Here is a 24,197-nt window from a genome sequence, read left to right as displayed (position 1 = left end):
ACTGAGGAGCAACCAGCATGAAACTCATCATGGCCATCATCAAGCCGTTCAAGCTCGACGAGGTCCGCGAGGCGTTGTCCGAAGTGGGTGTATCGGGCATTACCGTCACGGAAGTCAAAGGCTTCGGGCGCCAGAAAGGTCATACCGAGCTTTACCGCGGCGCGGAGTACATCGTCGACTTCCTGCCTAAAGTAAAGATCGAAGTGGCCGTGCCCGACGACGTGGTCGAGCGCGCCGTCGAGGCCATCGAAAAATCCGCGCGTACCGGCAAGATTGGCGACGGCAAGATCTTCGTGGCCGAGGTCGAACAAGTCATCCGCATCCGCACCGGTGAGACCGGCGGCGACGCCCTATAAGCCCCAATCCGCCAAGGAAGAGGTCAAAACATGAAAACCTGGTTCACACGATTCCTGACGGCTGGGGCCGTCGTTGCCGTGCTCGCAGGCGCCGTGATGTCGGCGCCGGCCGTTGCACAGGACAAGCCGGCCGCTGAAGCTTCGGCGCCGGCTGCAGCGGCTGCCGCTTCCGAGCCGGCCGCTGCTGCACCGGCTGCAGCCCCCGCCGCCGCGGCTGCTCCGGCCGCTGCCGCCGCCGCGCCTGCTGCCGCTGCACCTGTTCCCAACAAGGGCGACACGGCGTGGCTGCTGATTTCCACCGCCTTCGTCATCCTGATGACGCTGCCGGGTCTGGCGCTGTTCTACGGCGGCCTGGTGCGCAAGAAGAACATGCTGTCGGTGCTGATGCAGTGCATGGGCATCTTCTCGCTCATCATCATCCTGTGGGCCGTCTACGGCTACAGCTTCGCGTTCACCGAGGGCAACGCGTTCTTCGGCGGGCTTGATCGTCTGTTCCTGAAGGGCCTGACGCCGGATTCGGTGGCCGCCACCTTCAGCAAGGGCGTGGTGGTGCCGGAATACGCGTACTTCGCCTTCCAGGGGGCGTTTGCGGCGATTACCTGCGCGCTGATCATCGGCGCTTTCGCCGAGCGTGCGAAGTTCTCGGCGGTCCTGCTGTTCGTGGTGCTCTGGTTCACCTTTAGCTACCTGCCGATCGCTCACATGGTCTGGTTCTGGCCGGGTCCGGACGGTTTCACGGACGCCAAGGCTGCTGAAGTCATGACGGCCAAGTCGGGCTGGCTGTTCCAGAAGGGCGCGCTGGACTTTGCCGGCGGTACCGTGGTGCACATCAATGCCGCCGTCGCGGGCCTCGTGGGTGCCTTCCTGTTCGGCAAGCGCCTCGGCTTTGGCCGTGAGGCGCTCAAGCCGCACAGCCTGACGCTGACCATGGTCGGTGCCTCGCTGCTGTGGTTCGGCTGGTTCGGCTTCAACGCCGGTTCGGCCCTGGAAGCCAACGGCAGCGCCGCGCTGGCCTTCGTCAACACGCTGCTGGCGACCGCCGCTGCCGTGCTGTCGTGGAGCTTCGGCGAGTGGGTCGGCAAGAGCAAGCCGTCGATGCTGGGTGCCGCATCGGGTGCCGTGGCTGGCCTGGTGGCCATCACCCCGGCGGCCGGTTTTGTCGGCCCGATGGGTTCGATCGTGCTCGGCATCATCGCCGGCCTGCTGTGCCTGTGGGGCGTGAATGGCCTCAAGCGCATGCTGGGCATGGACGACACGCTGGATGTGTTCGGTGTGCACGGCGTGGGCGGTATCCTCGGGGCGTTGCTGACCGGCGTGTTCGCGGCACCGAGCCTCGGCGGCACCGGCATCTACGACTATGTTGCCAACAAGGTTGCTGACGATTACTCGATCGGCGGCCAGCTGTGGATCCAGTTCCAGGGCGTGGCGACCACGGTCATCTGGTCCGCAGTGGTGGCGTTCATCTCGTACAAGATCGTCGATGCCATTGTTGGCCTGCGCGTGCCGGAAGAAGAGGAGCGCGAGGGTCTGGACATCACGTCCCACGGCGAAACCGCCTACGAAGACTGATCATCTGCCTCATCCCGCAAAAGACCCGGCCGTGCGCCGGGTTTTTTGTTATGTCGCCCCTGAGCCCGACGCCCTTAAGTCCGATGTAAAAAACCTTCAATTGCCTCTCGTTATGCGGACGCTTACATTGCAGACGTGGTTTCCTCCACCTGCAGAACGCTCCCCGTATCTGTCAGGCTATTCCCCAAGCGCGGCAGCCCCGCGCTTTTTTTTGTCCGCCTTTTTTGTGCCGCTTGCTGCACTGCCGCACTACCCCCTTGCGAATCCGCTCTCCTGACCGCATATCGATAGCCCGCTGTCGTCTGCAAGCTATTGCCTGTTCCTCTACAATCGGAGTGGGCGATAAATAACATCAATAGGAAGGGTATGGTTCCGCACTTGATCACCGCGCTGAACGGGCCGCTGCTGGAGCTCGAGCAGAAGATTCTTGACGCCACGCCCGCCATCGAACGCTGGTTCCGCCTGGAGTGGCAGGAACACACGCCGCCGTTCTACTGTTCCGTGGATCTGCGCAACGCCGGTTTCAAGCTGGCCCCGGTCGACACGAACCTGTTCCCGGGAGGCTTCAACAACCTCGCGCCCGAGATGCTGCCGTTGGCTGTGCAAGCCGCCATGGCCGCTATCGAGAAGATCTGCCCCGACGCCAAGAACCTCCTGCTGATCCCCGAGCGCCACACGCGCAACATGTTCTATCTGCAGAACGTGGCGCGCCTGTCGCAGATCATGCGACAAGCCGGGTTGAATGTGCGCCTTGGATCGCTCTCCGAAGACATCACTGAGCCGACCCCGATCGACCTGCCCGATGGACAACGCTTGGTGGTCGAACCGATCAAGCGCATCGGTACCAAGGGCCGTCGCCTGGGCATGGACGATTTCGATCCGTGCTCGATCCTGCTGAACAACGATCTGTCGGCCGGTGTGCCGCCCATCCTTGAGAACATCAACGAGCAATATCTGCTGCCGCCGCTCCATGCCGGCTGGTCGCAGCGTCGCAAGACCAACCACTTTGCCGCCTACGACGAAGTGGCCAAGAAGTTTGCCAAGCTGATCGACATCGACCCGTGGATGGTCAACCCGTACTTCACCAAATGCAGTGGGCTGGACTTCCATGAACGGGCCGGCGAGGAAGAGCTTGCCCACGCAGTGGAGACGGTGCTCAAGAAAACGGCCAAGAAGTACAAGGAATACGGGGTGCACGAGACCCCATACGTGGTGGTCAAGGCCGACGCCGGCACCTATGGCATGGGCGTGATGACCGTGCGCGATCCTTCCGAGGTCAAGGGCCTCAACCGGAAGGAGCGCAACAAGATGAGCGTGGTCAAGGAAGGCCTGGAGGTCTCGGAAGTGATCGTGCAGGAGGGCGTGCACACCTTCGAGAAGATCAACGAAGCTGTGGCCGAGCCCGTCGTCTACATGATCGACCGCTATGTGGTGGGCGGTTTCTACCGGGTTCACACGGGCCGCGGCGTGGACGAGAATCTCAATGCGCCGGGCATGCACTTCGTGCCGCTGCCGTTTGCGTCGAATTCGCTGCCGGACAGCCATGCCAAGCCGGGCGCCGGCGAGCCGAACCGCTTCTATATGTATGGCGTGGTGGCGCGCTTGGCGCTGTTGGCTGCGTCGCTCGAGCTTGAGAAAACCGACCCGAACCCGCTGATCTGATCGGCCGTACCCTGCTGCAGAAGGAACCGCCATGCGCATCCTGTTCATCGTCGATCCGCTGTCAACGTTCAAGACCTACAAGGATTCCACCTTCGCGATGATGCGCGAGGCGGCGGCGCGTGGTTACGCCATCTACACGTGCCTGCAGTCACAGCTCACGCTGGCGAACAATGTGGTCGAAACCGTTGCCACGCCTATCGCCCTGACCGGCGACGAGCACGATTGGTATCGCGCCGGCGACGCGCGCCTGCTGCCGCTCACTGGCTTTGACGCCGTGCTGATGCGCAAGGACCCCCCGTTCGACATGGAGTACGTCACCAGCACGTGGCTGCTGGAGATTGCCGAGCGTCAGGGCGCGCGCGTGTTCAACAAGCCGCAGGCGATTCGTGATCATTCGGAGAAGCTGGCCATCGCCCAGTTCCGGGAGTTCACCGTGCCGACCGTCGTGTCGCGTGATGCCAAGCGCCTGCGCGAATTCCACGCCGAGCAGGGCGACGTCATCTTCAAGCCGCTCGACGGCATGGGCGGTGCGGGCATCTTCCGCGTGGGACCCGATGGCATGAACCTCGGTGCGGTCATCGAATCGCTCACCGACAACGGCGCGCGCACGATCATGGCTCAGCAGTACATTCCGGCGATCCGCGAGGGCGACAAGCGCATCCTTCTGATCGGCGGTTCGCCCGTGCCGCATTCGCTGGCGCGCGTGCCCATGGCCGGCGAGGTACGGGGCAATCTGGCCGCGGGCGGCACAGGGAAGGCCCAGCCGCTGTCCGAGCGTGATCATGTGATTGCGCATGCACTTGCGCCGGTGCTGTGGCAACGCGGTCTGTTGCTCGTCGGCCTGGACGTGATTGGGGACTACCTCACCGAAGTCAACGTCACCAGCCCGACGTGCTTCCAGGAAATCACTCAGCAGACGGGCTTCAATGTAGCCGGCATGTTCATCGACGCACTGGAGCGCGCTGCAGGCAAGACCAGCGGATTGGGGCGCAAGCCCGCCTGATATGGCGGCATGGCCCGTCCGCCGAGGGTCCTCCACAAGGGGGAGATTCGGTACATGGGAGCACAATTGCGCCAAATGGCCCTGATACAATCGGCGTCACACCGATTCGCTTTTCGATCATGGCAGGGATTCTGATCATCGCTCATGCGCCGCTGGCCAGCGCACTGCGCGATTGCGCTGCACACGTCTATTGCGGCCAGCCCGAAGGGCTGGTCGCAATCGATGTCCTGCCCGATGCCGAGCCGGCTGCCGTGCTGGCTCAGGCGCGTGACAAGCTCGCCGAACTCATTGAGGCCAACGGCGCGCTGGTGCTGACCGACATCTTCGGGGCCACGCCCGCCAATATCGCCTCGCGTCTGGCTGATCCGGGCCGCGTGCGCGTGCTGGCAGGCGTGAACCTGCCGATGCTCGTGCGCGCCATCTGCTATCGCTCCGAAAAACTCGAACAACTTGCCGCCAAGGCCCTGGCCGGCGGCGCGCAAGGCGTACTGCAGGTCGGCTCGACAGCCGTTCAGAACCAGGTTGCCAACCATCCGGACAAATATGCTGCAGAGGGATATCACCATCATCAATAAGCTCGGGCTGCATGCCCGCGCCTCCGCAAAACTCACGCAGCTCGCCAGCAAGTTCGACAGCCAGATCAAGATGTCGCGCAACGGCCGTCAGGTCGACGCCAAGAGCATCATGGGCGTGATGATGCTGGCCGCGGGCATCGGCTCCACCGTCACGCTGGAGATCGACGGCCCCGACGAGCACGACGCCATGGATGGTCTCGTCGCGCTCATCAACGATCGCTTCGGCGAAGGCGAATAACCCCGCCCGCCGCACCCACTTCAACGCCGCTCCGGCCAGCGTCTATGCCTTTTACCCTGCACGGTATTCCGGTCTCGCGTGGCATCGCCATCGGCCGCGCCCACATGCTGGCGCGTGCGGCGCTCGATGTGTCGCACTACCTGGTCGACGAGGACAAGGTCGACGCCGAGGTCGAGCGCTTGCGCAGTGCCCGCGCCACGGTGCGCGCCGAACTGGCGGCACTCAAGCGCGACCTGCCCACCGATGTGCCCGAAGAGATGGGCGCCTTCCTCGACGTGCACGCGATGATTCTGGATGACGCGTTGCTCTCGCAGGTGCCCGAGACGTTGATTCGCCAGCGACGCTACAACGCAGAGTGGGCGCTCACAACGCAGCTTGAAGAGCTGATCCGCCAGTTTGGTGAAATCGAAGACGAATACCTGCGTGAGCGCAAAGCCGACATCGAGCAGGTGGTCGAACGCATTCTGAAGGTGCTGGCCGGCGCGCCCGCGTTGGCGCCCGCGCCGGTGGCGGTCGGCTGCGATCCGGATGCCGGCATGATTGTTGTCGCGCACGATATTGCGCCGGCCGATATGCTGCAATTTCGCGGCCAGACCTTCGCTGGCTTCGTGACCGACACGGGCGGTCGCACCTCGCACACCGCCATCGTGGCGCGCAGCCTCGACATTCCGGCGGCCGTGGGCGTGCATAACGCGAGCACGCTGATTCGCCAAGACGACATCGTCGTCATTGACGGCGACAACGGCATCGTCATCGTCGATCCGAGCGCGTCCATCCTCGAGGAATACCGCCATCGCCGCAGCGAAGGCGAGTTGCAGAAGAAGCGCCTCGAACGCCTGCGCCATACGCCCACCGTCACGCTCGACGGCACGCAAATCGATCTGCAGGCGAACATCGAAATGCCGGAAGATGCGGCGGCCGCTGTCAAAGCCGGTGCCGTGGGCGTGGGCCTTTTCCGCTCCGAATTCCTCTTCATGAACCGTCGTGGCGCGCTGCCCGACGAGGAGGAGCAGTTCCGCGCGTACCGCACTGCCGTTGAATCGATGAGGGGCCTGCCCGTCACGATCCGTACCATCGACATCGGTGCCGACAAACCGCTGGATGTCCGCGACGGCGCGTTCGAGACTGCGCCCAATCCGGCGCTGGGTTTGCGTGCAATCCGCTGGTCGCTGTCGGAGCCGGCGATGTTCCTGACGCAGTTGCGCGCGCTGTTGCGGGCGTCGGCATTCGGGCCCATCAAGATTCTCGTGCCGATGCTTGCGCACGCACGCGAAATCGACCAGACGCTCGAATTGCTGGCACGCGCCAAGGCTTCGCTCGACGCCGAAGGCGTGGCCTACGACCCGACCATCAAAGTCGGCGCCATGATCGAGATTCCGGCCGCCGTGCTGATTCTTCCGGTGTTCCTGCGCCGTATGGATTTTTTCTCGATCGGCACGAACGACCTGATCCAGTACACGCTCGCCATCGACCGCGCCGACAACGCGGTCGCGCATCTATACGACCCGCTGCATCCGGCGGTGCTGCAATTGATCGCGCGCACCATCCGCGAAGCACATCAGGCAGGCAAGCCGGTTTCGGTGTGCGGCGAGATGGCAGGCGACGCCACCATGACGCGCCTGCTGCTCGGCATGGGCCTCACTGAGTTCTCGATGCATCCGTCGCAGTTGCTGAGCGTCAAGCAGCAGATTCTGCGCTCGGACCGCCCCCGCCTGATGCGCGAGGCTGACCGCCTGCTGCACGCCTGCGAACCGGCCGAAATCGAAGAGGCGCTTGGCGCGCTGGCGCAAGCCTGATCCGCGCCTCTCTCAGGCGCCGGCCTGCACGACTGTCGCGCCGGCGCGTCGCCTTTATTGGTCGCAGCCTTCCCGTAAGTGATTGAAATTGCACGTCTTTCTCCGGAAAGACGACTCGCGCGCACCTGCGTAACCCTCCGCATGAAATGGGGTAGAACAAGAATTGTTCTCATTTCCATTCTCTGTTATTCTGGTTTTACAGCGTGTTCTGAGCGCTGCGGAGGAATCCCTGTGTACGTCTGTATCTGCAACCAAGTGACCGACCGCGAAATCCATGGCGCCGCCCGTCTGGGCGTGTCGACGATGGACGAACTCGCCGAAACGCTCGGCGTGGGTACCTGCTGCGGACAATGCCGGGACTGCGCCAAGCAGGTGCTCGCCGAAGCGGTGAGCTGCGTCCCCGTCGATCAGATCTTGGGCCGTGCCAGCACGCATGCCATAATCGAGCGTCGCGACGAGCCCGTCGCCAATGACCAGGCCATTGTGGCCGGTGCATTGGCTGCCTGATTTCCCGTTTTTCCTGTCGCTGCGAATTGCCGCCCAGGCGCTTGAGCCTCGGTGGCATTTTGTTGCTTGCTGGTCAGGCAAAGGGCTCGCCTTGAACGGACGCGTACAAGCGTCCATCACCCGCAGGAGCCCCAAGAATGAAAGGCGATAAGAAGGTCATCCAATATCTGAACGCCCAGCTCAAGAACGAGCTGACCGCCATCAACCAGTATTTCCTCCACGCACGCATGTACGGCCATTGGGGGCTCAAGCGCATTGGAGACCACGAGTACAAGGAGTCGATCGGCGAGATGAAGCATGCCGATCGCCTGATCGAGCGCATCCTGATGCTCGACGGCCTGCCTAACCTGCAGGACCTGGGTAAGATCTTCATCGGCCAAGACACGAAAGAGATCATCGAGTGCGACTTGAAGCTTGAGCGCGCCGCACACGGCACCGTGGTCGAGGGCATCGCCTACTGTGAATCGGTCAAGGACTACGTCAGCCGTGAAATCCTGGTGGACATTCTGGACGACACCGAAGAGCACATCGACTGGCTGGAAACGCAGCTTGAGCTGATCGACAAGGTGGGCATTCAGAACTACCTGCAATCGCAGATGGAGCCGGAGGGCGAGTAAGCCTCGTCAGCCGCAAAAAAAATAGAAGGAGGCCTCGGCCTCCTTTTTTGTTGCGCATGTTCAGGCGCTTCAGTGCGTGCCGCTGCAGACCGGGCATGACGGTTGGCGCGTGATGCGCATCGTCGTCCATTCCATCGACAGACCGTCGAGCATCAGCAGACGACCGGCCAGCGAACGGCCGATGCCGGCGATCAGCTTGAGTGTCTCGGCGGCCTGCACCGTACCGACCATGCCCACCAGCGGCGAGAACACGCCCATCGTTGCGCACGCCACGTCGGGCGCGGGCTCGTCGGGCGGAAACAGGCACGCGTAGCAGGGGCCGCCGGCGCGGCTGTCAAATACGCTGATCTGCCCATCGAAGCGGATGGCGGCGCCCGACACCAGCGGCACACCAGCACGCACGCAGGCGAGGTTGGCGGCCTGGCGTGTGGCGAAGTTGTCGGAGCAGTCCAGCACCACGCTGACGCCGCCGAGCCGTGCGCCGATGGCATCGGCATCGAGTCGGCGCTGCACGGCATGCACGCGCACGTCCGGGTTCAACCGGGCGATGGCCGCCTGCGCGGATGCCACCTTCGGTTGCCCGACCGATTCCGTGGTGTGGATGATCTGGCGCTGCAGGTTGGTCAGGTCCACCGTGTCGTCGTCGACGATGGTGAGCGTGCCCACGCCCGCCGCCGCCAGATAGGGCAGGGCCGCAGCGCCAAGCCCGCCCGCGCCGATGATCAGCGCATGGCTTTCAAGCAGGCGCGTCTGTCCCTCGATGCCGATTTCGTCGAGCAGGATATGGCGCGAGTAGCGCAGCAGTTGATCGTCGTTCATGGCGGTGCAATGAAAAAGGCCGTGCAGTGCACGGCCTCGTAAGTTTGCCAGCGTTTGCCGGCAGGTGTCTTAACGGGCGCCGGTGGGTTCCGGGGCAGGCTGCACGCCGCTGGCCGGAACATTGGGCTTCGGTGCAGCCGGCTCGGACGCCGGCGTGGCCTTGCCCTTGAGCAGCTTGGCCGGGGCGCTCGATTCCTTGGCCGCCGGTGATTTCACCGTCTTGTCCGGCACCGCGGCAGAAGCGGCTTCCAGCACCGATTTCGAGCGCTTGACCGGCTGACCCTTCAAGTCGGCAATGGCCTGTTGCAGCATGAAGTCTTCGGCCGAACCGAACTCGATCGGCTTCTTATTGCGCTCCTTCTCGCGCTGCTCCGGCGTTTTCTTGGCGTTTTCTTCTTCCAGGCGACGCAGCTCTTCAACGCGGCGCTTTTCGCGCTCGGTCATCTCGGCTTCTTCCGATTCCTGCTTGTTGTGCAGGTGGCGTTCGGTGTCGATTTCGCGCGTGATCAGCGCGTCGTCGGGGTCGCCGTCCGGGTTCTGGTCAACCGGAATATCCGGGCGGATGCCCTTGGCCTGGATCGACTTGCCCGACGGCGTGTAGTAGTACGCGATGGTCAGCTTGATGCCGGTGTCGTTCGACAGCGGACGCACCGTCTGCACCGAGCCCTTGCCGAAGGTCGTTTTGCCCATCGTCTTGGCGCGGTGATGATCCTGCAGCGCGCCGGCCACGATTTCGGAGGCCGAAGCCGTGTAGGCGTTGGTCAGCACGATGATCGGCACGGTCTTGAACTCGGGGTCCAGGCCCACCAACGGGTCGGAATCGAAATTGCTCAAGCGGTAGTTGGCAAAGCTCGCCTTGTACGTGCGCTTGGCATCCGGTACCTGACCGTTGGTCGAGACCACCGTCACGTCCGGCGGCAGGAACGCAGCCGACACGCCAACCGCAGCTTGCAGTACGCCGCCGCCGTTGTTGCGCAGATCCAGGATCAGGCCCTTGAGGTGAGCGTCCTGTTTGGCCAGGTCATTGAGCCTCTTGGCCAGGTCCGGCACGGTGCGTTCCTGGAAGCTGGTAATGCGCACCCAGGCGATGCCGTTGTCCAGCATCTTGGCCTTGACCGATTGCACCTGGATCTCGGCACGGGTGATGGTCAGCGGGAACGTGCGCTCTTCCTTCTTGCGGTAGATGGTGAGCGTGACCTTCGTGCCCGGCGCGCCGCGCATGCGCTTGACGGCCTGCTCCAGCGGCATGCCGCGCACGGGTTTATCGTCGATGCGGGTGATCAGGTCGCCTGGCTGCACGCCGGCGCGGAAGGCGGGGGTGTCTTCAATCGGGTTGATGACCTTGACGAGGCCTTCTTCCTGGGAGATCTCGATGCCCAGACCGGCGAAGCGGCCCTGGGTCCCTTCCTGAAGTTCCTGGAAGTCTTTCTTGTCCAGGTAGGCAGAATGCGGGTCGAGGCTGGCGACCATGCCCTTGATGGCTTCGGTCAGCAGCTTGTCGTCGTCCACCGGCTCGACATATTCGCGCTTGATCTGGCCAAAGATGTCGGCCATGAGCCTGAGTTTCTCCAGCGGAAGCGGCCCGACCGTCGCGTTTTGCGCAGTGGCGGAGAGCTGGAGCGTCGCCAGGACCCCGGTGACGAGGCCGATGGCGATCAAGCTGATGTTCTTGAGCGAAGTTCGCATGTGTCGAGCGTGGACGTGGGAACAGTAGATAAACATGGCCCGGGACGGCTCGCGCACATCCCGGGCTACAGGCTTCGACAGTATAAAGGCGTTGGAGTGCCGCAGCGCCCGTTACGGATTATTTCGACTTGCCCTGGCTGGCCACCGCCGCGAGCGACGCGGCGATCGCCTCCTGGTCGCCCAGGTAGTAATGGCGGATCGGCTTGAGGTTGGCATCCAGCTCATAGACAAGCGGCGTGCCGTTCGGGATATTCAGGCCGACGATGTCCGCGTCGGAAATGCCGTCCAGGTATTTCACCAGCGCGCGGATACTGTTGCCGTGCGCGGCGATCACCACGCGCTTGCCGCTCTTGATGGCCGGCGCAATCGACTCTTCCCACAGCGGCATCACGCGTGCGACGGTGTCTTTCAAGCATTCGGTCAGGGGCACCTGCTCGCGCGTGAGGCCCGCGTAACGGGGGTTGCCGAAGGCGTCGTTGTCGGCACCGGGCTCCAGCGCGGGCGGCGGCGTGTCGTAGCTGCGGCGCCAGACCAGTACTTGCTCGTCGCCATACTGCGCGGCAGTTTCGGCCTTGTTCAGGCCCGACAGCGCGCCGTAGTGGCGCTCGTTCAGGCGCCATTCGTTGCGGGTCGGGATCCACATCAGATCCATTTCGTCCTGCACGTGCCACAGCGTACGGATCGCGCGCTTGAGCACAGACGTGTAGGCCAGATCGAAGGTGAAGCCGGCTTCGCGCAGCAGTTTGCCGCCTGCGCGGGCCTGGGCGATGCCCGTGTCGGTCAGGTCGACGTCGACCCAGCCGGTGAAGCGGTTCTCCAGATTCCACGTCGATTCGCCGTGGCGGATGAGGACGAGCTTATGCATGACTGCCATGATGAGAAGTGAGAAAACCTGCGCGCGGCCGGCTGCGGCGACGTGTCGTACGTCATCGTGCGGCCGCTGAAACCGACTATTTTATAATGCCGCGGGCATTGGGCCCCCGAATCGTTCGGCTGATGTTCGCCCATTAGACCTGCCAGACCCATCCCAGGAAACCGATACCGTGAAGTTCTTCGCCGATTACAACAACCTCGCACTGCTTGCCGTCGCCATCGTTTCGGGTCTGCTGCTGCTCTGGGCGCCCATCCAGCGCCGCATCGCGGGCGGTGGTGGCGCCAAGGTGAGTGCCCCGGCGGCCACCCAGCTCATCAACCGCCGCAATGCCGTGGTGGTGGATGTGCGTGAAAGCGGTGAATACGCCGCCGGCCATCTGCCGCAAGCCAAGCACGCGCCCCTCGGCGAGCTTGAAGGCAAGGCGTCCGGCCTTGCAAAGAACAAACAGACCCCCATCATCCTCGTATGCCAGACCGGCCAGCGCGCGGGGCGGGCGCAAGCGGTCCTGAAGCAGGCCGGTTACAGTGAGGTGTATTCGCTCGAGGGCGGATTGGCCGCCTGGCAACAAGCTGGCCTTCCGGTTGTGAAATAAAGAAACGAGGTTGAAGTTATGGCGCACGTGGTCATGTACAGCACCACCGTCTGCCCCTATTGCGTGGCAGCGGAACGACTCCTGAAGCAGCGCGGTGTCGAGCAGATCGAGAAGATCCTGATCGATCGCGAACCGGGCAAGCGCGAAGAGATGATGACGCGCACGAACCGCCGCACGGTTCCGCAGATCTACATCGACGAGCGCCACATCGGCGGCTTCGATGATCTGTCTGCGCTGGACCGCGAAGGTGGCTTGGTTCCGTTGCTGGCTGCCTGATTCGGCGGACCGATCTGGCGACCTGCGCGCCACACAAAAACGCCCGGCTTTGACCGGGCGTTGTACTTTCGGGCTGGCGCCCATAGCGGGCCCCACTTGGTCATGTACCATACGCGTCTTGCGCGGCGGACGCTTCCGCCAAGCACCGACCACATCCCATTTGAAGGCGAGTCATGAGCGACCAGCAACAGCAGCAACCGGGCCAGGATGGCCAGCCGTTCTTCAACATCCAGCGCGTCTATCTGAAGGACCTGTCGCTGGAACAACCGAACTCGCCGCACATCTTCCTCGAGCAGGAACAGCCGTCCGTGGAAGTGCAGGTGGACGTCGCCGCTTCGCAACTGGCTGACGGCGTGTTCGAAGTGACCGTCATCGGTACGGTGACGACCAAGGTGCAAGAGAAGGTCGCATTCCTGGTGGAAGCCAAGCAAGCGGGCATCTTCGACATCCGCAACGTGCCGGCCGAACAGATGGATCCGCTGCTGGGCATCGCCTGCCCGACCATCGTGTACCCGTACCTGCGCTCGAACATTGCCGACACCATCGGCCGTGCGGGCTTCCAGCCGATCCACCTGGCGGAAATCAACTTCCAGGCGCTGTACGAACAACGCCTGGCCGCTGCCATGGAGCAGCAGGGCCAAGCCGGCGGCGCTGGCCTGGTGATGCCGGACGGCTCGAAGGCTACCCACTAAGTACGAGGCGCACTGCGCCGGAGGGCCCGCGCCAGCCGCACGCTTGCGCGGGCTTTTTTTTTGCCCGACCTGTTGCTCGACCTTTGCCTGACCGATGTTGAATACGCGCATGCGAATTTCCGTTTTGGGTGCCGGTGCCTGGGGCACGGCTCTGGCCAGCCACGCCGCGCAATCGCACGACGTCGTGCTGTGGGGGCGTGACGCGAACCTCGTCACGCAGATGGCCGCCACGCACATCAACGCACCGTATTTGCCGGGCATGCCGCTGCAGGCGTCGCTGCATTTTTCTGCTGATTTGCAGGCTGCGCTCGACCATGCGGCTGGCGATGACGGACTCGCCGTCATCGCTTCGCCTGTTGCCGGGCTGGCGGACCTGGCGCGCACGATCGCCGCGCACGGCGGTGTGCGCAACGTGATCTGGCTATGCAAGGGGTTCGATCCCGAGACCAGCGCACTGCCGCACGCCATCGTCGCCGATGTGTTGAAGCAGACAGGCCGTACCGACCTCGCTGTCGGTGTGCTGTCGGGACCGAGCTTCGCCAAGGAAGTCGCGCAGGGTTTGCCGTGCGCCATGACGGTCGCATCGACCAGCGAAGCGCTATGCAAGCTCACGCAGCGCGGCTTTCACCATCACGCGATGCGCGTGTACGCGAGCGATGACCTCGTCGGCGTGGAAGTGGGCGGTGCCGTCAAGAATGTGCTGGCCATTGCGACCGGCGCGGCAGATGGCTTGGGCCTGGGGCTGAACGCGCGCGCCGCACTGGTGACGCGCGGGCTGGCTGAGATGACGCGCCTGGGGTTGGCGCTCGGTGGTCGGCCGGAAACATTCATGGGGCTGACCGGCATGGGCGATCTGCTGCTGACCGCCACCGGTGATCTATCACGCAACCGCACGGTCGGGATGCAGCTCGCTCAGGGCCGCACGCTCGACGACATCCTGCACAGCCTCGGCCACGTGGCGGAAGGCGTGCGCTGCGCGCGGGCCGTGGCCGCTCTGGCGCGCGCCAAGGGTGTGGACATGCCGATTACCTTTACTGTCTGCGAAGTCCTGTTTGACGGGCTTGCCGCAGCGAAAGCGGTCGAACGGCTGCTGCAGCGCGACGCAAAATCAGAATCGGCACGCTAGTCCCGCCGCGCTTCAAGGGTGGCGTCTGGCTCAGGCGCCACCCGCGAAGCCGTTTTGCCGCCACGCTTCGAACACCACCACCGCCACGGTGTTCGATAGATTCAGGCTGCGGTTGTCCGGCCGCATCGGCAGGCGAATCCGCTGCGAAGCGGGAAACCATTCGCGGCGTTCTTCCGACAACCCGCGCGTTTCCGACCCGAACACAAACCAGTCGCCCGGCTGGAATGCCATGCTGGCAAACGGCGTCGAGCCGCGCGTGGTGAGCGCGAACATGCGCGTGGGATCGGGCTGTGCGTCGCGCAGGAAGGTGTCCCAATCGGCATGCACGCGCATCGTCGCGTATTCGTGGTAGTCCAGGCCGGCGCGGCGCATGCGGGCATCTTCGAGCGGAAAACCCAACGGTTCAATCAGATGCAGCTGCGCGCCCGTGTTGGCGCACAGGCGGATCACATTGCCCGTATTGGGCGGGATTTCGGGTTCGACAAGGACGACGTTGAACATGATCGGGCGGCAGGAGGCATTTCGGCGGCGAGCTTATCCACATTGGGAAGGGTTGTCACCCCGCCACAGCTTCGCATAGGCGGCGCGACACAATGTCGCATAAGCACGCAATCAGGGCGTGCGCAAGGCGACCACGTTGGTGACGCGGATGGCGCCAGCGCGTTTGAGTTGCGTGGCGATCTCGCCGAGGGTCGCGCCCGTGGTCATCACGTCGTCGACGACACCGACGTGGCGCCCCGCGATGCGCGCAGGCTCGGCGACAACGAATGCACCGTGCAGGTTGGTCAGCCGCTCGGCACGGTCCAGCGTGGCCTGGGCGGGGTTGTCGCGCACACGGTGCAGGGCGTTGGCATGGGCGGGAATGTTCTGGTGGCGCGCCAGCCGGCGGGCAATCTCCCACGCCTGGTTGTAGCCGCGCGAGCGCAGGCGTGCAGGCGAGAGCGGTACCGGCAGCAGCATGTCCGGCAACTCGCCCGGGGCAGCGGCCAGCGCGTTGCCCAATTGATCCGCCAGCCAGGCAGCCAATGGCAATTGCGCCCGAAATTTCAATCCGGTGACAAGGTGGTCGAGCGGCCAGCCATAGTCCGCAATCACGACGGTTGCGTCAAAGTCGGGTGCGCCAGCCAAACAGGTGTGGCAGTGCCGGCCGACGTGCCGCGCCTCCAGCGCGATGGCACATTGGACGCAGCGTCGCCTGTGCAGCTGTGGGGCCAGATCGGCCGTGCAGCCAGCGCACACCAGGCCACCCTGCACCGCACCGCAAAGCACGCAGGCGCACGGCAGCAGATGCCGTAGCCCGGCGCGAAACCATGCCGATAACGCGTGTTTGTGCATGCAAAAAGCTGCTATCCAAGCCGATTTGCGGCCCCTCGGCTATCGGACGGCGCCTCAAACTGCAGGCCGGTATACTTGGCAACCGCAGTATTCCGCCCCGTCTTGTCGATGTCTGATCCCGCTCTCGCCCGTCCTGCCGCCTTGCGGCGCGCCTTCGATCGCCGCGCCGCGCGTTTTGCCGACGTGGATTTCCTGCTGCGTGAAGTGGGCAGCCGCATGCAAGATCGCCTGTCCTACATCAAGGCCACGCCCGCGCGCGCCCTGGATTTGGGTTGCGGCCTGGGACAAGGCTTGGCGGTATTGCGCGCGCAATATCCGGATGCGCAGATCTGCGGAGTCGACTGGTCGTCCGCCATGCTGGCGCGGGCGCAGAAGCTTGACCCGCAGCGCACCGACGCCGGGTGGCTCGGCCGCCTGCTGAAGAAGCGCCCGGTCTTCGATTTCGCCCAGGCGGACTTCCGCGCGCTGCCGTTTGCCGGCGCGTCATTCGATCTGCTGTGGTCGAACCTGGCGCTGCACTGGGACCCGGCGCCGCACGCGATCTTTCCCGAGTGGCACCGCATCACCACGGAAGGCGGCCTGCTGATGTTCAGTCTGTTCGGTCCAGACACCTTGCGCGAACTGCGCAGCGCCCTGGCCGGCATTGACGCGGGCGTCCATACGCTGCGCTTTGTTGATATGCATGACATTGGCGACATGCTCGTGCATAGCCGCTGGTCCACGCCCGTCATGGACATGGAGCAGCTCACGATTACCTACGAGACGCCGCAGGCGCTGCTGGCCGATGTGCACTTGCTCGGCGGCATGGCTGGCTTGACGGATGAAGCGGGCCGCGGCCTCGCTGGCACCGGTCTGCACACGCCGCGCTGGCGCCAGCGGCTATTCGACGCACTCGACGCGCAACGCAATCCCGATGGGCTGATTCCGCTCACCTTCGAAATCGTTTACGGCCACGCCTGGAAGCTCGCGCCGGCCCAGCGGCAGGCGCTGGACGAGCAGGGAAGGGCGATGATTCCGATCGATCAGATCGGTCGCAAACCGCGCGCCTAAGACGTTTTTGATGCGGAAACGGCATTGGCTGCACCTTGTCAAGCCGGGACTTGCATAAAGGCGCTTTACCTTGTTTGGGGTCAATCGCGGCCATATAATGCGCCAGTTTGTCGCAGCAGTCCCCCCAAAGGCCTATCCCGTTTTTTGCCACGGGCGAACCGTTCGGGTATGCATCCGAGGCAGGAGTGGTTCAATGCACGACATTGAAACCGCGCTCCACCCAGCATGCGGCGCCTCCACCATCTCGGAATCGCCGCGCAAGACCTGGCTCATGAAGCGAAACTGCTCGCTTTCAACCCGCCAGATTGGCTGGTTCACCCCCTTGGTCGTCATTCCCCCGTTCGTCATCGCTTCGTTTTCTGCCTGGCAGGGCGCGTGATTGGTGTTGCCTGACGCGGGGCTGGAGGTCGCGATTCTCGTATGGGCATTGCTGTACTATGCCCGCCACGCCTCCGATTACTGGCGCGCTTGGCTGGAAGATGGCGCGCTCGTGATCTAGCAGGCGAGCGCCAGGCGGCGCAAGCTTGCGGACGAGCTTTCCCGGTGTTTGGGGCACGGGCAACCAACCCAGGTCTCATGAGCCGCGCGCCGGGGCAGAGTGGAATCTGTCAATTGGGTAGATAAAAAATGAAAATGTTGAATAAGACATTGGCAAGTTTGCTGGCGGCAGGTTCTCTCCTCGCCCTCAGTCAAACGGCCCTGGCAGTGGAAGACATGCCGGGCGGCCCCGCAGTGCGGCAACTCAATCTCGCGCCCCCGGTCACCAAGATCGCCGCCGAGATCCATTGGCTGCACTGGATGATGCTGATCATCTGTATCGTGATCTTCATCGGTGTATTCGGGGTGATGTTCTACTCCATTTTCAAGCACCGTAAGTCGGTCGGCCACAAACCGGCGACGTTCCACGAAAGCACCACGGTTGAAATCATCTGGACCATCGTGCCGTTCCTGATCGTGATCGGGATGGCGCTACCGGCCACCAAGGCCGTGGTCGCAATGAAGGACACCACCAATTCCGACCTCACCATCAAGGCCACCGGCTACCAGTGGAAGTGGGGTTACGACTACCTGAAGGGCGAAGGCGAGGGCATTTCATTCCTCTCCACGCTCACCACGCCGCGTGACCAGATCAACAACCAGGCGCCCAAGAGCACCACGTACCTGATCGAAGTCGACAATGAGCTGGTCGTGCCGGTCAACCGCAAGGTGCGCATCGTCACCACCGCCAACGACGTGATTCACTCGTGGATGATCCCGGCGTTTGGCGTGAAGCAGGATGCGATTCCGGGCTTCGTGCGCGACGCGTGGTTCAAGGCTGAGAAGGTCGGCGTGTATCGCGGCCAGTGCGCCGAACTGTGCGGCAAGGAACACGCCTTCATGCCCATCGTCGTGCGCGTGCTTTCGCAGGACGACTACACCAAGTGGGTCGACGGCAAGAAGAAGGAAATGGCCGCCAAGGCCGACGACCCGAACAAGACCTACACGCTGGAAGAGCTGAAGTCGCGCGGCGAGAAGGTCTACACCGCCAACTGCGCGGTCTGCCACCAGCCGAACGGCAAGGGCGGCGGCCCGTTCCCGGCGCTTGATGGTTCGAAGATCGCCAATGGCCCGCTGGCTGATCACGTTGGCATCGTGCTGCACGGCAAGGGCGCTATGCCGCCCTGGGCTTCGGCACTGAACGACGTCGAAATCGCTTCCGTCGTCACTTACGAGCGCAATCACTGGGGCAACCATACCGGTGACCTGCTGCAGCCCACGCAAGTGAAGGATGCGCGCGGCGGCAAGATGCCCGAAGGTGGCGGCGCCAAGACCGCTGCAACTGAATCCGCCGGCAAGGTGGCGTCCCAACAAGCGAATGCGGCCGAAGACCGCAACGCTGGCTGATTGATCGTCTGCGTGACGAACCGAACCCTAGGAGTTCCTCGATGAGCACCGCTGTTACGCACCCGCAAGATCACGCGCACGGTCATGGAGACGACCACGCGCACGACCATCCCCATGGCTGGCGCCGTTGGCTGTTTGCGACCAACCACAAGGACATCGGTACGCTGTACCTGCTGTTCTCTTTCATGATGCTGCTCTCGGGCGGCACGCTGGCCCTGCTGATCCGCCTTGAGCTGTTCCAGCCCGGCCTGCAGTTTTTCCATCCGGAGCTGTTCAACCAGTTCACCACGCTGCACGGCCTGATCATGGTGTTCGGCGCGATCATGCCGGCCTTCGTGGGCTTTGCGAACTGGATGATCCCGCTGCAGGTCGGCGCGTCCGACATGGCCTTTGCGCGGATGAACAACTTCAGCTTCTGGCTGCTGCCGCCTGCGGCACTGCTACTGGTGGGTTCGTTCTTCGCACCGGGCGGCGCCACGGCCGCCGGCTGGACGCTCTATGCCCCGCTGTCGGTGCAGATGGGCCCGGGCATGGACATGGCGATCTTCGCGATCCACATCATGGGCGCATCGTCGATCATGGGCGCGATCAACATCATCGTGACCATCCTGAACATGCGCGCGCCCGGCATGACGCTGATGAAGATGCCGATGTTCTGCTGGACGTGGCTGATCACGGCCTACCTGCTGATCGCCGTGATGCCGGTGCTGGCAGGTGCGATCACCATGGTGCTGACCGATCGCCACTTCGGCACGAGCTTCTTCTCGGCAGCCGGCGGCGGTGACCCGGTGATGTACCAGCACATCTTCTGGTTCTTCGGGCACCCCGAGGTGTACATCATGATCTTGCCGGCGTTCGGTATCGTCAGCCAGATCGTGCCGGCCTTCGCCCGCAAGCCGCTGTTCGGCTACAGCTCGATGGTGTACGCCACGGCGTCCATCGCCATCCTGTCGTTCATCGTGTGGGCCCACCACATGTTCACGACCGGCATGCCCGTGACCGGCCAGCTGTTCTTCATGTACGCGACGATGCTGATTGCCGTGCCGACCGGCGTGAAGATCTTCAACTGGGTGGCCACGATGTGGCGCGGCTCGATGACGTTCGAGACGCCCATGCTGTTCGCGATCGGCTTCATCTTCGTGTTCACGGTGGGCGGCTTCACGGGCCTCATCCTGGCCGTGGCCCCGATCGACATCCAGCTGCAGGACACCTACTACGTGGTGGCGCACTTCCACTACGTGCTGGTGGCCGGCTCGCTGTTCGCGCTGTTCGCGGGCTTCTATTACTGGGGTCCGAAGTGGTCTGGGTACATGTATAGCGAGACGCGCGGCAAGATCCACTTCTGGGGTTCGATGATCACCTTCAACCTCACGTTCTTCCCGATGCACTTCCTGGGCCTGGCCGGTATGCCGCGCCGCTATGCGGATTACCCGCAGCAGTTCGCCGATTTCAACGCGATCGCGTCGATCGGTGCGCTGGGTTTCGGCCTGATGCAGGTGTATTTCTTCTTCTTCGTGGTGCTGCCGTCGTACCGCGGTGGCGATAAGGCCGCCGACAAGCCGTGGGATGGCGCGGAAGGCCTGGAGTGGACCGTACCGTCGCCGGCGCCGTTCCACACCTTTGAAGAACCGCCACACGTGAAGTAATGCAGGTGTCGCGGGGCTGGCGAGCGTCGGCCCCGCGATCCTCCGGACAACGATGTCGAATCCAGAAAAAAGCCCAACGCCCGAGCAACGCGCTGCCAACCGTCGCCTGGGGTTGATCCTCGGCACGATTGCGTTGGTTTTCTTCCTGGGTGTGATTTTCAAGCGCGTGGTGTTCGGCGGTTAGCCGGGCAAGCGACGCGCTGATCGCTGAACCGAGATTTCGCGAGATCCCTATGAGCCAGACACCGGCGCGGCCGGACCCGACCCAAGACGACAAAGCCCTCGAGCGCGGCCTGAACCGCTCCATGCTCGGCAAACTGGCTGTCGTGGTCGTGATCATGTTTGGCTTCGGCTACGCGATGGTGCCGCTGTACAAGAAGATCTGCGAGATCACGAACATCAACGTGTTGAACACGCGTGATGAAGACGGCGGCGCGCTGCGCAACTCGCAGGTCGACAAGACGCGCACGATCACGGTGGAATTCGATTCGAACAGCCAAGGGCCGTTCCGTTTCCGCCCGGTCAAGAACACCATGGATGTGCACCCCGGCGAGATCAACCAGATCGTCTACGAGGTGGTGAACAAGGAGGGGCGCACGGTGGAGGCCCAGGCCATCCCGAGTTACGCGCCCAAGCAGGCAACCGAGTTCTTCAAGAAGATCGAGTGCTTCTGTTTCAAGCAGCAGACGCTGACGGCCAACGAATCGCGCGAGATGCCGGTGGTGTTTGTGATTGATCCGGATCTTCCCAAGGGCGTGAAGACGATCACCTTGTCCTACACTTTCTTCGAGATCCACGCGCCGTCGGCCGTTGCGCCGGCGATGCCAGGCAAGGGAACGTGAGGACATGGACGAACTGAAGGAAGCGACCAAGCGACGCGCATCATTCGCACAGACGATGAAGGCGGTGTTCTGGTCCTTCTTCGGTGTGCGCAAGGGCCGTGATCATGACCGTGACATGGCGCAATTGAACCCCGTGCACGTGATCATTGCGGGCATTCTGGCGGCGGTCCTGTTTGTCATTGTGCTGCTGCTGATCGTACGAGCGGTTGTCGGTTGAAGATTGAGAAGGTAGAGGAGACGGCCCGCGCAGCATGGGCCGGGCAACATCGAGTGGATTCTTAAAAAAATAGAGCTGGAGAAAAAGAGATGAGTGCGAATCGAGCAAACGCTCCGTACTACTTCGTGCCCGGGCCGTCGCGGCATCCGATTACGGCGAGCCTCGGCCTGCTGATCGTGCTGTTGAGCTCCGCCGCTTGGGTGAATGCTCAGCCATGGGCCCCGTGGACATTCCTGATCGGCCTGCTGTGGTTCCTCTTTGTGCTGCGTGCATGGTTTGCCGACGCCATCTCCGAATCCGAGACCGGCAAGTACGGCGACCGCGTGGATGCCTCGTTCCGCTGGTCGATGAGCTGGTTCATCTTCTCGGAAGTGATGTTCTTCGCGGCGTTCTTCGGCGCGCTGTTCTATGCGCGCACGATTGCCATGCCGTGGCTCGGCGATCTGAACAACAAGCTGCTGTGGCCCGACTTCAACGCGCTGTGGCCGAACGCCGGCCCGGCCGGCACGGTGGCGCCGTTCACGACGATGGGTCCGTGGCCGATCCCGACCATCAATACGGCGCTGCTGCTGACCTCCGGTGTGACGCTCACGTGGGCGCACCACGCGCTGCGGGAGGGCAAGCGCGCGCAGGTCATCCAGGGTCTGCTGCTGACGATCCTCCTGGGCTTCACGTTCATGGGCTTCCAGGCGTTCGAGTACATCCACGCCTATCACGAACTGAACCTGAAGCTGACCTCGGGTATCTATGGATCAACGTTCTTCCTGCTGACGGGCTTCCACGGCTTCCACGTGACGATGGGCGCGATCATGCTGTCGGTGGTGCTGGGCCGTGTGATCAAGGGCCACTTCACGCCGGAGCATCACTTCGCATTCGAAGGCGCCGCGTGGTACTGGCACTTTGTGGACGTGGTGTGGCTGGGCCTGTACGTGGTGGTGTACTGGCTGTAAGGTCGCATGGGATCGGGGCGGCGCAGCGTCGCCCCGTGACCCGGCCAACGACGGCCGAAGACAATGCCGCAGACGGGACACCGCTGCGGCGTTTTCGTTTTTCTGGCGTGAGAGATTTGCCGGCGGCTACTGGCCGAAGCGGATGCCGGTACTGTGGATCCACCCCAGCCGGTTCGCGACCAGGATGAAGATGAACAGCGCGATCGAGAACCCGACGCGGAACATCAAGGACCGAACGGTCCGGTTGCTGTGGCCCTTGTCGCGCATCAGGAAGAACAGTGCGGAGGCCAGGCTGCCGAGGATCAGCAGAAACGCAATGGCAACGACGATGCGCATGGAGGGCTGCGGGTTGGGCGATGAAGGGTTGGAAATGGCTGCCGAGCATTATCTCACCGAGGCCGCGCAATGACCGTGCGCGTGCCGATGCGGCGTTGGCTTGCGCCTGTGCCGATGCTGGCGGGTGTGGCGCTGATCGCGCTCACGTGCTCGCTTGGGCGTTGGCAGCTTTCGCGTGCGCACGAGCGCATCGAGCGGCAGGCCCGCATCGTGGCGCTGGCAAATGCGCCCGCCCAGCGCATCACCGCTCAGCCCGTGACGGCAGATTCGATGATGTATCGGCCGGTGTTGCTGCGCGGAACGTTCGACGTGGCGCACACGGTGCTTCTGGAGAATCGCCCACACGTCACCAATGGCGTATCGCGCCCCGGTTTCGAGGTGCTCATCCCGCTGATGCTGGAAGGCGCGGGCGGGCGTGCCGTGTTGGTCAACCGGGGCTGGTTGCCGCGCGATCCGGCCGACCGCACGCGCATCGCGCCGTACACCACGCCGGCGGGCGAAGTGCAGGTCGAAGGGATGGCGGTGCCACATGCCAGCCGGGTCTTCAGTCTGGGCAGCAAGGATGGCGCGGGTGAAGTCGGCCAGCGACTTAGGCAGAATATCGACCTCGACGCTTTCTCGCGCGAAATCGGCGTGCCGCTCCAACCGTTTGTAGTGGAGCAGCAATCCGACGTGCAGGACGGCCTGGTGCGCGATTGGCCGCGCGCAGACTCGGGCGCTGACCGCAATTACGGTTATGCATTCCAGTGGTTTGCGATGGCCGCGGCGGTGCTTGGGCTGATGGTCTTCTACAGCGTGCGGCGTTATCGCCGCTTGACGGGCACCTCCGGGCCCGCTTGAACACGAACTCGCGTTGCGGCTTAGTGCCGCAGCTGAATGTATTGGGAATCACATGGTGAATCAGGAATCCGCACCCGGCGCGCCCGGCACACTTGGGGCGTCCGAAGACCCGCGCATCGACGCGCGTACGCGTCGCGGCCGCTTGATGATGCTGTTCCTGCTGCTGGTCTGCGCCTCCCCGGTGATCGCGTCGTACCTCGCGTACTACGTCTTCACCCCAGCCGGCGGCAAGGCGGCGTACGGCGCGCTGGTTGATCCGCAGCGTCCCATCCCGACCGGCTGGATGGTGCAGGACGAGCACGGCACTGAAGTGCCGCTTGCCAGCCTCAAGGGCAAATGGCTGATGGTGTCCGTGGATGGCAGCGCCTGCGACGACAACTGTGCGCGCAAGCTTTTCACCATGCGCCAGCTGCGCATCGGCCAGGGCCCGGACCGCGACCGCATCGTCCCCGTCTGGCTTGTGACCGACCGCGGTGAAATCGACCCGCGCCTGATCAAGGCCTACAACGACGATTACGGTGCCGTGCGCTTCCTGCGCGCGCCCGAGTTGCCCAAGGACTGGCTGGCTGATGGGAAGACGCCGCCCGCAGACCACCTCTTCCTGGTCGATCCGCTTGGCAACCTGATGATGCAGTTCCCGAAAGATCCGGACCCGAAGAAGGTGCGCGGGGATATGACGCGGCTCTTGAAGTATTCGCGCATCGGATAG

Annotated in this window: 29 protein-coding genes; 23 read left to right on the top strand and 6 right to left on the bottom strand. The window is 63.4% G+C overall.

Annotated features, from left to right (window positions below; genetic code table 11):
• The first annotated feature begins 17 nt into the window (after positions 1-17).
• The 9 genes from R2N16_RS02370 to bfr all read left to right on the top strand — a co-directional run bounded on the left by R2N16_RS02370 (position 18) and on the right by bfr (position 8,323).
• Positions 18-356 (top strand): P-II family nitrogen regulator, encoded by a 339-nt coding sequence (locus R2N16_RS02370; protein ID WP_027678364.1) that lies wholly within the window; start codon positions 18-20, stop codon positions 354-356.
• 30 nt (positions 357-386) lie between these two features.
• The gene (locus tag R2N16_RS02365) at positions 387-1,925 is read left to right on the top strand and encodes an ammonium transporter (protein ID WP_316663973.1); all 1,539 of its coding nucleotides are present in this window, start codon (positions 387-389) and stop codon (positions 1,923-1,925) included.
• 366 nt (positions 1,926-2,291) lie between these two features.
• Positions 2,292-3,587: a glutamate--cysteine ligase gene (gene gshA / locus R2N16_RS02360; protein WP_316663972.1), complete on the top strand. Its 1,296-nt coding sequence runs from the start codon at positions 2,292-2,294 to the stop codon at positions 3,585-3,587.
• A gap of 31 nt (positions 3,588-3,618) precedes the next feature.
• Positions 3,619-4,590, top strand: a complete 972-nt coding sequence (gene gshB, locus R2N16_RS02355; protein WP_316663971.1) for a glutathione synthase — start codon at positions 3,619-3,621, stop codon at positions 4,588-4,590.
• A gap of 119 nt (positions 4,591-4,709) precedes the next feature.
• On the top strand, positions 4,710-5,165 hold the full coding sequence (locus R2N16_RS02350; RefSeq protein WP_316663969.1) for a PTS sugar transporter subunit IIA: 456 nt from the start codon (positions 4,710-4,712) through the stop codon (positions 5,163-5,165).
• Positions 5,134-5,403 (top strand): HPr family phosphocarrier protein, encoded by a 270-nt coding sequence (locus tag R2N16_RS02345; RefSeq protein ID WP_004637085.1) that lies wholly within the window; start codon positions 5,134-5,136, stop codon positions 5,401-5,403. The genes R2N16_RS02350 and R2N16_RS02345 overlap by 32 nt, the downstream gene beginning before the upstream one ends.
• Positions 5,404-5,447: 44 nt before the next feature.
• Positions 5,448-7,199 (top strand): phosphoenolpyruvate--protein phosphotransferase, encoded by a 1,752-nt coding sequence (gene ptsP, locus R2N16_RS02340; RefSeq protein ID WP_316663968.1) that lies wholly within the window; start codon positions 5,448-5,450, stop codon positions 7,197-7,199.
• A 231-nt stretch (positions 7,200-7,430) separates the two neighbouring features.
• The gene (locus tag R2N16_RS02335) at positions 7,431-7,706 is read left to right on the top strand and encodes a (2Fe-2S)-binding protein (RefSeq protein ID WP_316663966.1); all 276 of its coding nucleotides are present in this window, start codon (positions 7,431-7,433) and stop codon (positions 7,704-7,706) included.
• A gap of 137 nt (positions 7,707-7,843) precedes the next feature.
• Positions 7,844-8,323, top strand: coding sequence for a bacterioferritin (bfr, locus tag R2N16_RS02330; protein ID WP_004637092.1), 480 nt, complete (start codon positions 7,844-7,846; stop codon positions 8,321-8,323).
• A gap of 69 nt (positions 8,324-8,392) precedes the next feature.
• On the opposite strand, the gene R2N16_RS02325 is transcribed toward bfr, so the two are convergent.
• The 3 genes from R2N16_RS02325 to gpmA form a co-directional block, all read right to left on the bottom strand.
• On the bottom strand, positions 8,393-9,142 hold the full coding sequence (locus tag R2N16_RS02325; RefSeq protein WP_316663964.1) for a HesA/MoeB/ThiF family protein: 750 nt from the start codon (positions 9,140-9,142) through the stop codon (positions 8,393-8,395).
• A 69-nt stretch (positions 9,143-9,211) separates the two neighbouring features.
• Positions 9,212-10,828, bottom strand: coding sequence for a S41 family peptidase (locus tag R2N16_RS02320; RefSeq protein WP_316663962.1), 1,617 nt, complete (start codon positions 10,826-10,828; stop codon positions 9,212-9,214).
• A gap of 118 nt (positions 10,829-10,946) precedes the next feature.
• The gene (gene gpmA, locus R2N16_RS02315; protein ID WP_316663961.1) at positions 10,947-11,693 is read right to left on the bottom strand and encodes a 2,3-diphosphoglycerate-dependent phosphoglycerate mutase; all 747 of its coding nucleotides are present in this window, start codon (positions 11,691-11,693) and stop codon (positions 10,947-10,949) included.
• A 178-nt stretch (positions 11,694-11,871) separates the two neighbouring features.
• Here gpmA and R2N16_RS02310 point away from each other — a divergent pair, with 178 nt between their 5' ends.
• The 4 genes from R2N16_RS02310 to R2N16_RS02295 all read left to right on the top strand — a co-directional run bounded on the left by R2N16_RS02310 (position 11,872) and on the right by R2N16_RS02295 (position 14,388).
• The gene (locus tag R2N16_RS02310; RefSeq protein WP_316663959.1) at positions 11,872-12,294 is read left to right on the top strand and encodes a rhodanese-like domain-containing protein; all 423 of its coding nucleotides are present in this window, start codon (positions 11,872-11,874) and stop codon (positions 12,292-12,294) included.
• 18 nt (positions 12,295-12,312) lie between these two features.
• Positions 12,313-12,570, top strand: coding sequence for a glutaredoxin 3 (gene grxC, locus R2N16_RS02305; protein ID WP_004633497.1), 258 nt, complete (start codon positions 12,313-12,315; stop codon positions 12,568-12,570).
• 173 nt (positions 12,571-12,743) lie between these two features.
• A complete protein-coding gene (gene secB / locus R2N16_RS02300) occupies positions 12,744-13,262 on the top strand; it encodes a protein-export chaperone SecB (RefSeq protein ID WP_316663957.1) in 519 nt (172 codons plus the stop codon).
• A 109-nt stretch (positions 13,263-13,371) separates the two neighbouring features.
• Entirely contained in the window at positions 13,372-14,388 is a 1,017-nt protein-coding gene (locus tag R2N16_RS02295; RefSeq protein WP_316663956.1) for an NAD(P)H-dependent glycerol-3-phosphate dehydrogenase, read from the top strand.
• Between the two features lie 30 nt (positions 14,389-14,418).
• Here the strand turns inward: R2N16_RS02295 and trmL are convergent, their stop codons facing one another.
• Positions 14,419-14,889, bottom strand: a complete 471-nt coding sequence (gene trmL, locus R2N16_RS02290; protein WP_316663955.1) for a tRNA (uridine(34)/cytosine(34)/5-carboxymethylaminomethyluridine(34)-2'-O)-methyltransferase TrmL — start codon at positions 14,887-14,889, stop codon at positions 14,419-14,421.
• Between the two features lie 111 nt (positions 14,890-15,000).
• Positions 15,001-15,723, bottom strand: coding sequence for a ComF family protein (locus R2N16_RS02285; RefSeq protein ID WP_316663954.1), 723 nt, complete (start codon positions 15,721-15,723; stop codon positions 15,001-15,003).
• A gap of 108 nt (positions 15,724-15,831) precedes the next feature.
• Between R2N16_RS02285 and R2N16_RS02280 the strand changes: the two genes are divergently transcribed.
• From R2N16_RS02280 to R2N16_RS02245, 8 genes are all read left to right on the top strand, one after another.
• Complete coding sequence (locus R2N16_RS02280; protein WP_316663953.1) at positions 15,832-16,773, top strand: methyltransferase domain-containing protein; 942 nt, start codon at positions 15,832-15,834, stop codon at positions 16,771-16,773.
• A gap of 193 nt (positions 16,774-16,966) precedes the next feature.
• Entirely contained in the window at positions 16,967-17,152 is a 186-nt protein-coding gene (locus R2N16_RS02275) for a hypothetical protein (protein ID WP_316663951.1), read from the top strand.
• A gap of 248 nt (positions 17,153-17,400) precedes the next feature.
• Positions 17,401-18,657, top strand: a complete 1,257-nt coding sequence (coxB, locus tag R2N16_RS02270) for a cytochrome c oxidase subunit II (RefSeq protein ID WP_316663949.1) — start codon at positions 17,401-17,403, stop codon at positions 18,655-18,657.
• Positions 18,658-18,698: 41 nt separating this feature from the next.
• Positions 18,699-20,303, top strand: coding sequence for a cytochrome c oxidase subunit I (gene ctaD, locus R2N16_RS02265; RefSeq protein WP_316663948.1), 1,605 nt, complete (start codon positions 18,699-18,701; stop codon positions 20,301-20,303).
• A gap of 52 nt (positions 20,304-20,355) precedes the next feature.
• Positions 20,356-20,487, top strand: coding sequence for a cytochrome oxidase small assembly protein (locus tag R2N16_RS02260; protein WP_009277177.1), 132 nt, complete (start codon positions 20,356-20,358; stop codon positions 20,485-20,487).
• A 49-nt stretch (positions 20,488-20,536) separates the two neighbouring features.
• The gene (locus tag R2N16_RS02255) at positions 20,537-21,145 is read left to right on the top strand and encodes a cytochrome c oxidase assembly protein (protein WP_316663947.1); all 609 of its coding nucleotides are present in this window, start codon (positions 20,537-20,539) and stop codon (positions 21,143-21,145) included.
• 4 nt (positions 21,146-21,149) lie between these two features.
• The gene (locus tag R2N16_RS02250) at positions 21,150-21,362 is read left to right on the top strand and encodes a DUF2970 domain-containing protein (protein ID WP_316663945.1); all 213 of its coding nucleotides are present in this window, start codon (positions 21,150-21,152) and stop codon (positions 21,360-21,362) included.
• 89 nt (positions 21,363-21,451) lie between these two features.
• Positions 21,452-22,312 (top strand): cytochrome c oxidase subunit 3, encoded by an 861-nt coding sequence (locus R2N16_RS02245; protein ID WP_045202471.1) that lies wholly within the window; start codon positions 21,452-21,454, stop codon positions 22,310-22,312.
• Positions 22,313-22,438: 126 nt separating this feature from the next.
• Here R2N16_RS02245 and R2N16_RS02240 read toward each other — a convergent pair whose 3' ends face one another.
• Positions 22,439-22,648 (bottom strand): twin transmembrane helix small protein, encoded by a 210-nt coding sequence (locus R2N16_RS02240; RefSeq protein WP_024976747.1) that lies wholly within the window; start codon positions 22,646-22,648, stop codon positions 22,439-22,441.
• A gap of 69 nt (positions 22,649-22,717) precedes the next feature.
• On the opposite strand from R2N16_RS02240, the gene R2N16_RS02235 reads away from it, so the two are divergent.
• Entirely contained in the window at positions 22,718-23,488 is a 771-nt protein-coding gene (locus tag R2N16_RS02235) for an SURF1 family protein (RefSeq protein ID WP_316663941.1), read from the top strand.
• A gap of 52 nt (positions 23,489-23,540) precedes the next feature.
• On the top strand, positions 23,541-24,197 hold the full coding sequence (locus R2N16_RS02230) for an SCO family protein (protein ID WP_316663939.1): 657 nt from the start codon (positions 23,541-23,543) through the stop codon (positions 24,195-24,197).

Origin of the sequence: Ralstonia psammae (assembly GCF_958405935.1) — a bacterium.
Taxonomy (GTDB): domain Bacteria; phylum Pseudomonadota; class Gammaproteobacteria; order Burkholderiales; family Burkholderiaceae; genus Ralstonia; species Ralstonia psammae.
Note: the sequence above shows the minus strand (reverse complement) of the source record. Positions and strands in the feature narration are given on the sequence as shown.

Excerpts from the sequence above, each read along its gene's own strand:
- R2N16_RS02365 (WP_316663973.1), top strand. The coding sequence starts at position 387 with ATGAAAACCTGGTTCACACGATTCCTGACGGCTGGGGCCGTCGTTGCC.
- R2N16_RS02370 (WP_027678364.1), top strand. The coding sequence starts at position 18 with ATGAAACTCATCATGGCCATCATCAAGCCGTTCAAGCTCGACGAGGTC.
- R2N16_RS02280 (WP_316663953.1), top strand. The coding sequence starts at position 15,832 with ATGTCTGATCCCGCTCTCGCCCGTCCTGCCGCCTTGCGGCGCGCCTTC.
- R2N16_RS02320 (WP_316663962.1), bottom strand. The coding sequence starts at position 10,828 with ATGCGAACTTCGCTCAAGAACATCAGCTTGATCGCCATCGGCCTCGTC.
- gpmA (WP_316663961.1), bottom strand. The coding sequence starts at position 11,693 with ATGCATAAGCTCGTCCTCATCCGCCACGGCGAATCGACGTGGAATCTG.
- R2N16_RS02350 (WP_316663969.1), top strand. The coding sequence starts at position 4,710 with ATGGCAGGGATTCTGATCATCGCTCATGCGCCGCTGGCCAGCGCACTG.
- R2N16_RS02285 (WP_316663954.1), bottom strand. The coding sequence starts at position 15,723 with ATGCACAAACACGCGTTATCGGCATGGTTTCGCGCCGGGCTACGGCAT.
- R2N16_RS02325 (WP_316663964.1), bottom strand. The coding sequence starts at position 9,142 with ATGAACGACGATCAACTGCTGCGCTACTCGCGCCATATCCTGCTCGAC.
- R2N16_RS02345 (WP_004637085.1), top strand. The coding sequence starts at position 5,134 with ATGCTGCAGAGGGATATCACCATCATCAATAAGCTCGGGCTGCATGCC.
- gshA (WP_316663972.1), top strand. The coding sequence starts at position 2,292 with ATGGTTCCGCACTTGATCACCGCGCTGAACGGGCCGCTGCTGGAGCTC.
- grxC (WP_004633497.1), top strand. The coding sequence starts at position 12,313 with ATGGCGCACGTGGTCATGTACAGCACCACCGTCTGCCCCTATTGCGTG.
- R2N16_RS02245 (WP_045202471.1), top strand. The coding sequence starts at position 21,452 with ATGAGTGCGAATCGAGCAAACGCTCCGTACTACTTCGTGCCCGGGCCG.
- R2N16_RS02240 (WP_024976747.1), bottom strand. The coding sequence starts at position 22,648 with ATGCGCATCGTCGTTGCCATTGCGTTTCTGCTGATCCTCGGCAGCCTG.
- ctaD (WP_316663948.1), top strand. The coding sequence starts at position 18,699 with ATGAGCACCGCTGTTACGCACCCGCAAGATCACGCGCACGGTCATGGA.
- bfr (WP_004637092.1), top strand. The coding sequence starts at position 7,844 with ATGAAAGGCGATAAGAAGGTCATCCAATATCTGAACGCCCAGCTCAAG.
- R2N16_RS02275 (WP_316663951.1), top strand. The coding sequence starts at position 16,967 with ATGCACGACATTGAAACCGCGCTCCACCCAGCATGCGGCGCCTCCACC.
- secB (WP_316663957.1), top strand. The coding sequence starts at position 12,744 with ATGAGCGACCAGCAACAGCAGCAACCGGGCCAGGATGGCCAGCCGTTC.
- R2N16_RS02295 (WP_316663956.1), top strand. The coding sequence starts at position 13,372 with ATGCGAATTTCCGTTTTGGGTGCCGGTGCCTGGGGCACGGCTCTGGCC.
- coxB (WP_316663949.1), top strand. The coding sequence starts at position 17,401 with ATGAAAATGTTGAATAAGACATTGGCAAGTTTGCTGGCGGCAGGTTCT.
- R2N16_RS02260 (WP_009277177.1), top strand. The coding sequence starts at position 20,356 with ATGTCGAATCCAGAAAAAAGCCCAACGCCCGAGCAACGCGCTGCCAAC.
- ptsP (WP_316663968.1), top strand. The coding sequence starts at position 5,448 with ATGCCTTTTACCCTGCACGGTATTCCGGTCTCGCGTGGCATCGCCATC.
- R2N16_RS02250 (WP_316663945.1), top strand. The coding sequence starts at position 21,150 with ATGGACGAACTGAAGGAAGCGACCAAGCGACGCGCATCATTCGCACAG.
- gshB (WP_316663971.1), top strand. The coding sequence starts at position 3,619 with ATGCGCATCCTGTTCATCGTCGATCCGCTGTCAACGTTCAAGACCTAC.
- R2N16_RS02230 (WP_316663939.1), top strand. The coding sequence starts at position 23,541 with ATGGTGAATCAGGAATCCGCACCCGGCGCGCCCGGCACACTTGGGGCG.
- trmL (WP_316663955.1), bottom strand. The coding sequence starts at position 14,889 with ATGTTCAACGTCGTCCTTGTCGAACCCGAAATCCCGCCCAATACGGGC.
- R2N16_RS02255 (WP_316663947.1), top strand. The coding sequence starts at position 20,537 with ATGAGCCAGACACCGGCGCGGCCGGACCCGACCCAAGACGACAAAGCC.
- R2N16_RS02235 (WP_316663941.1), top strand. The coding sequence starts at position 22,718 with ATGACCGTGCGCGTGCCGATGCGGCGTTGGCTTGCGCCTGTGCCGATG.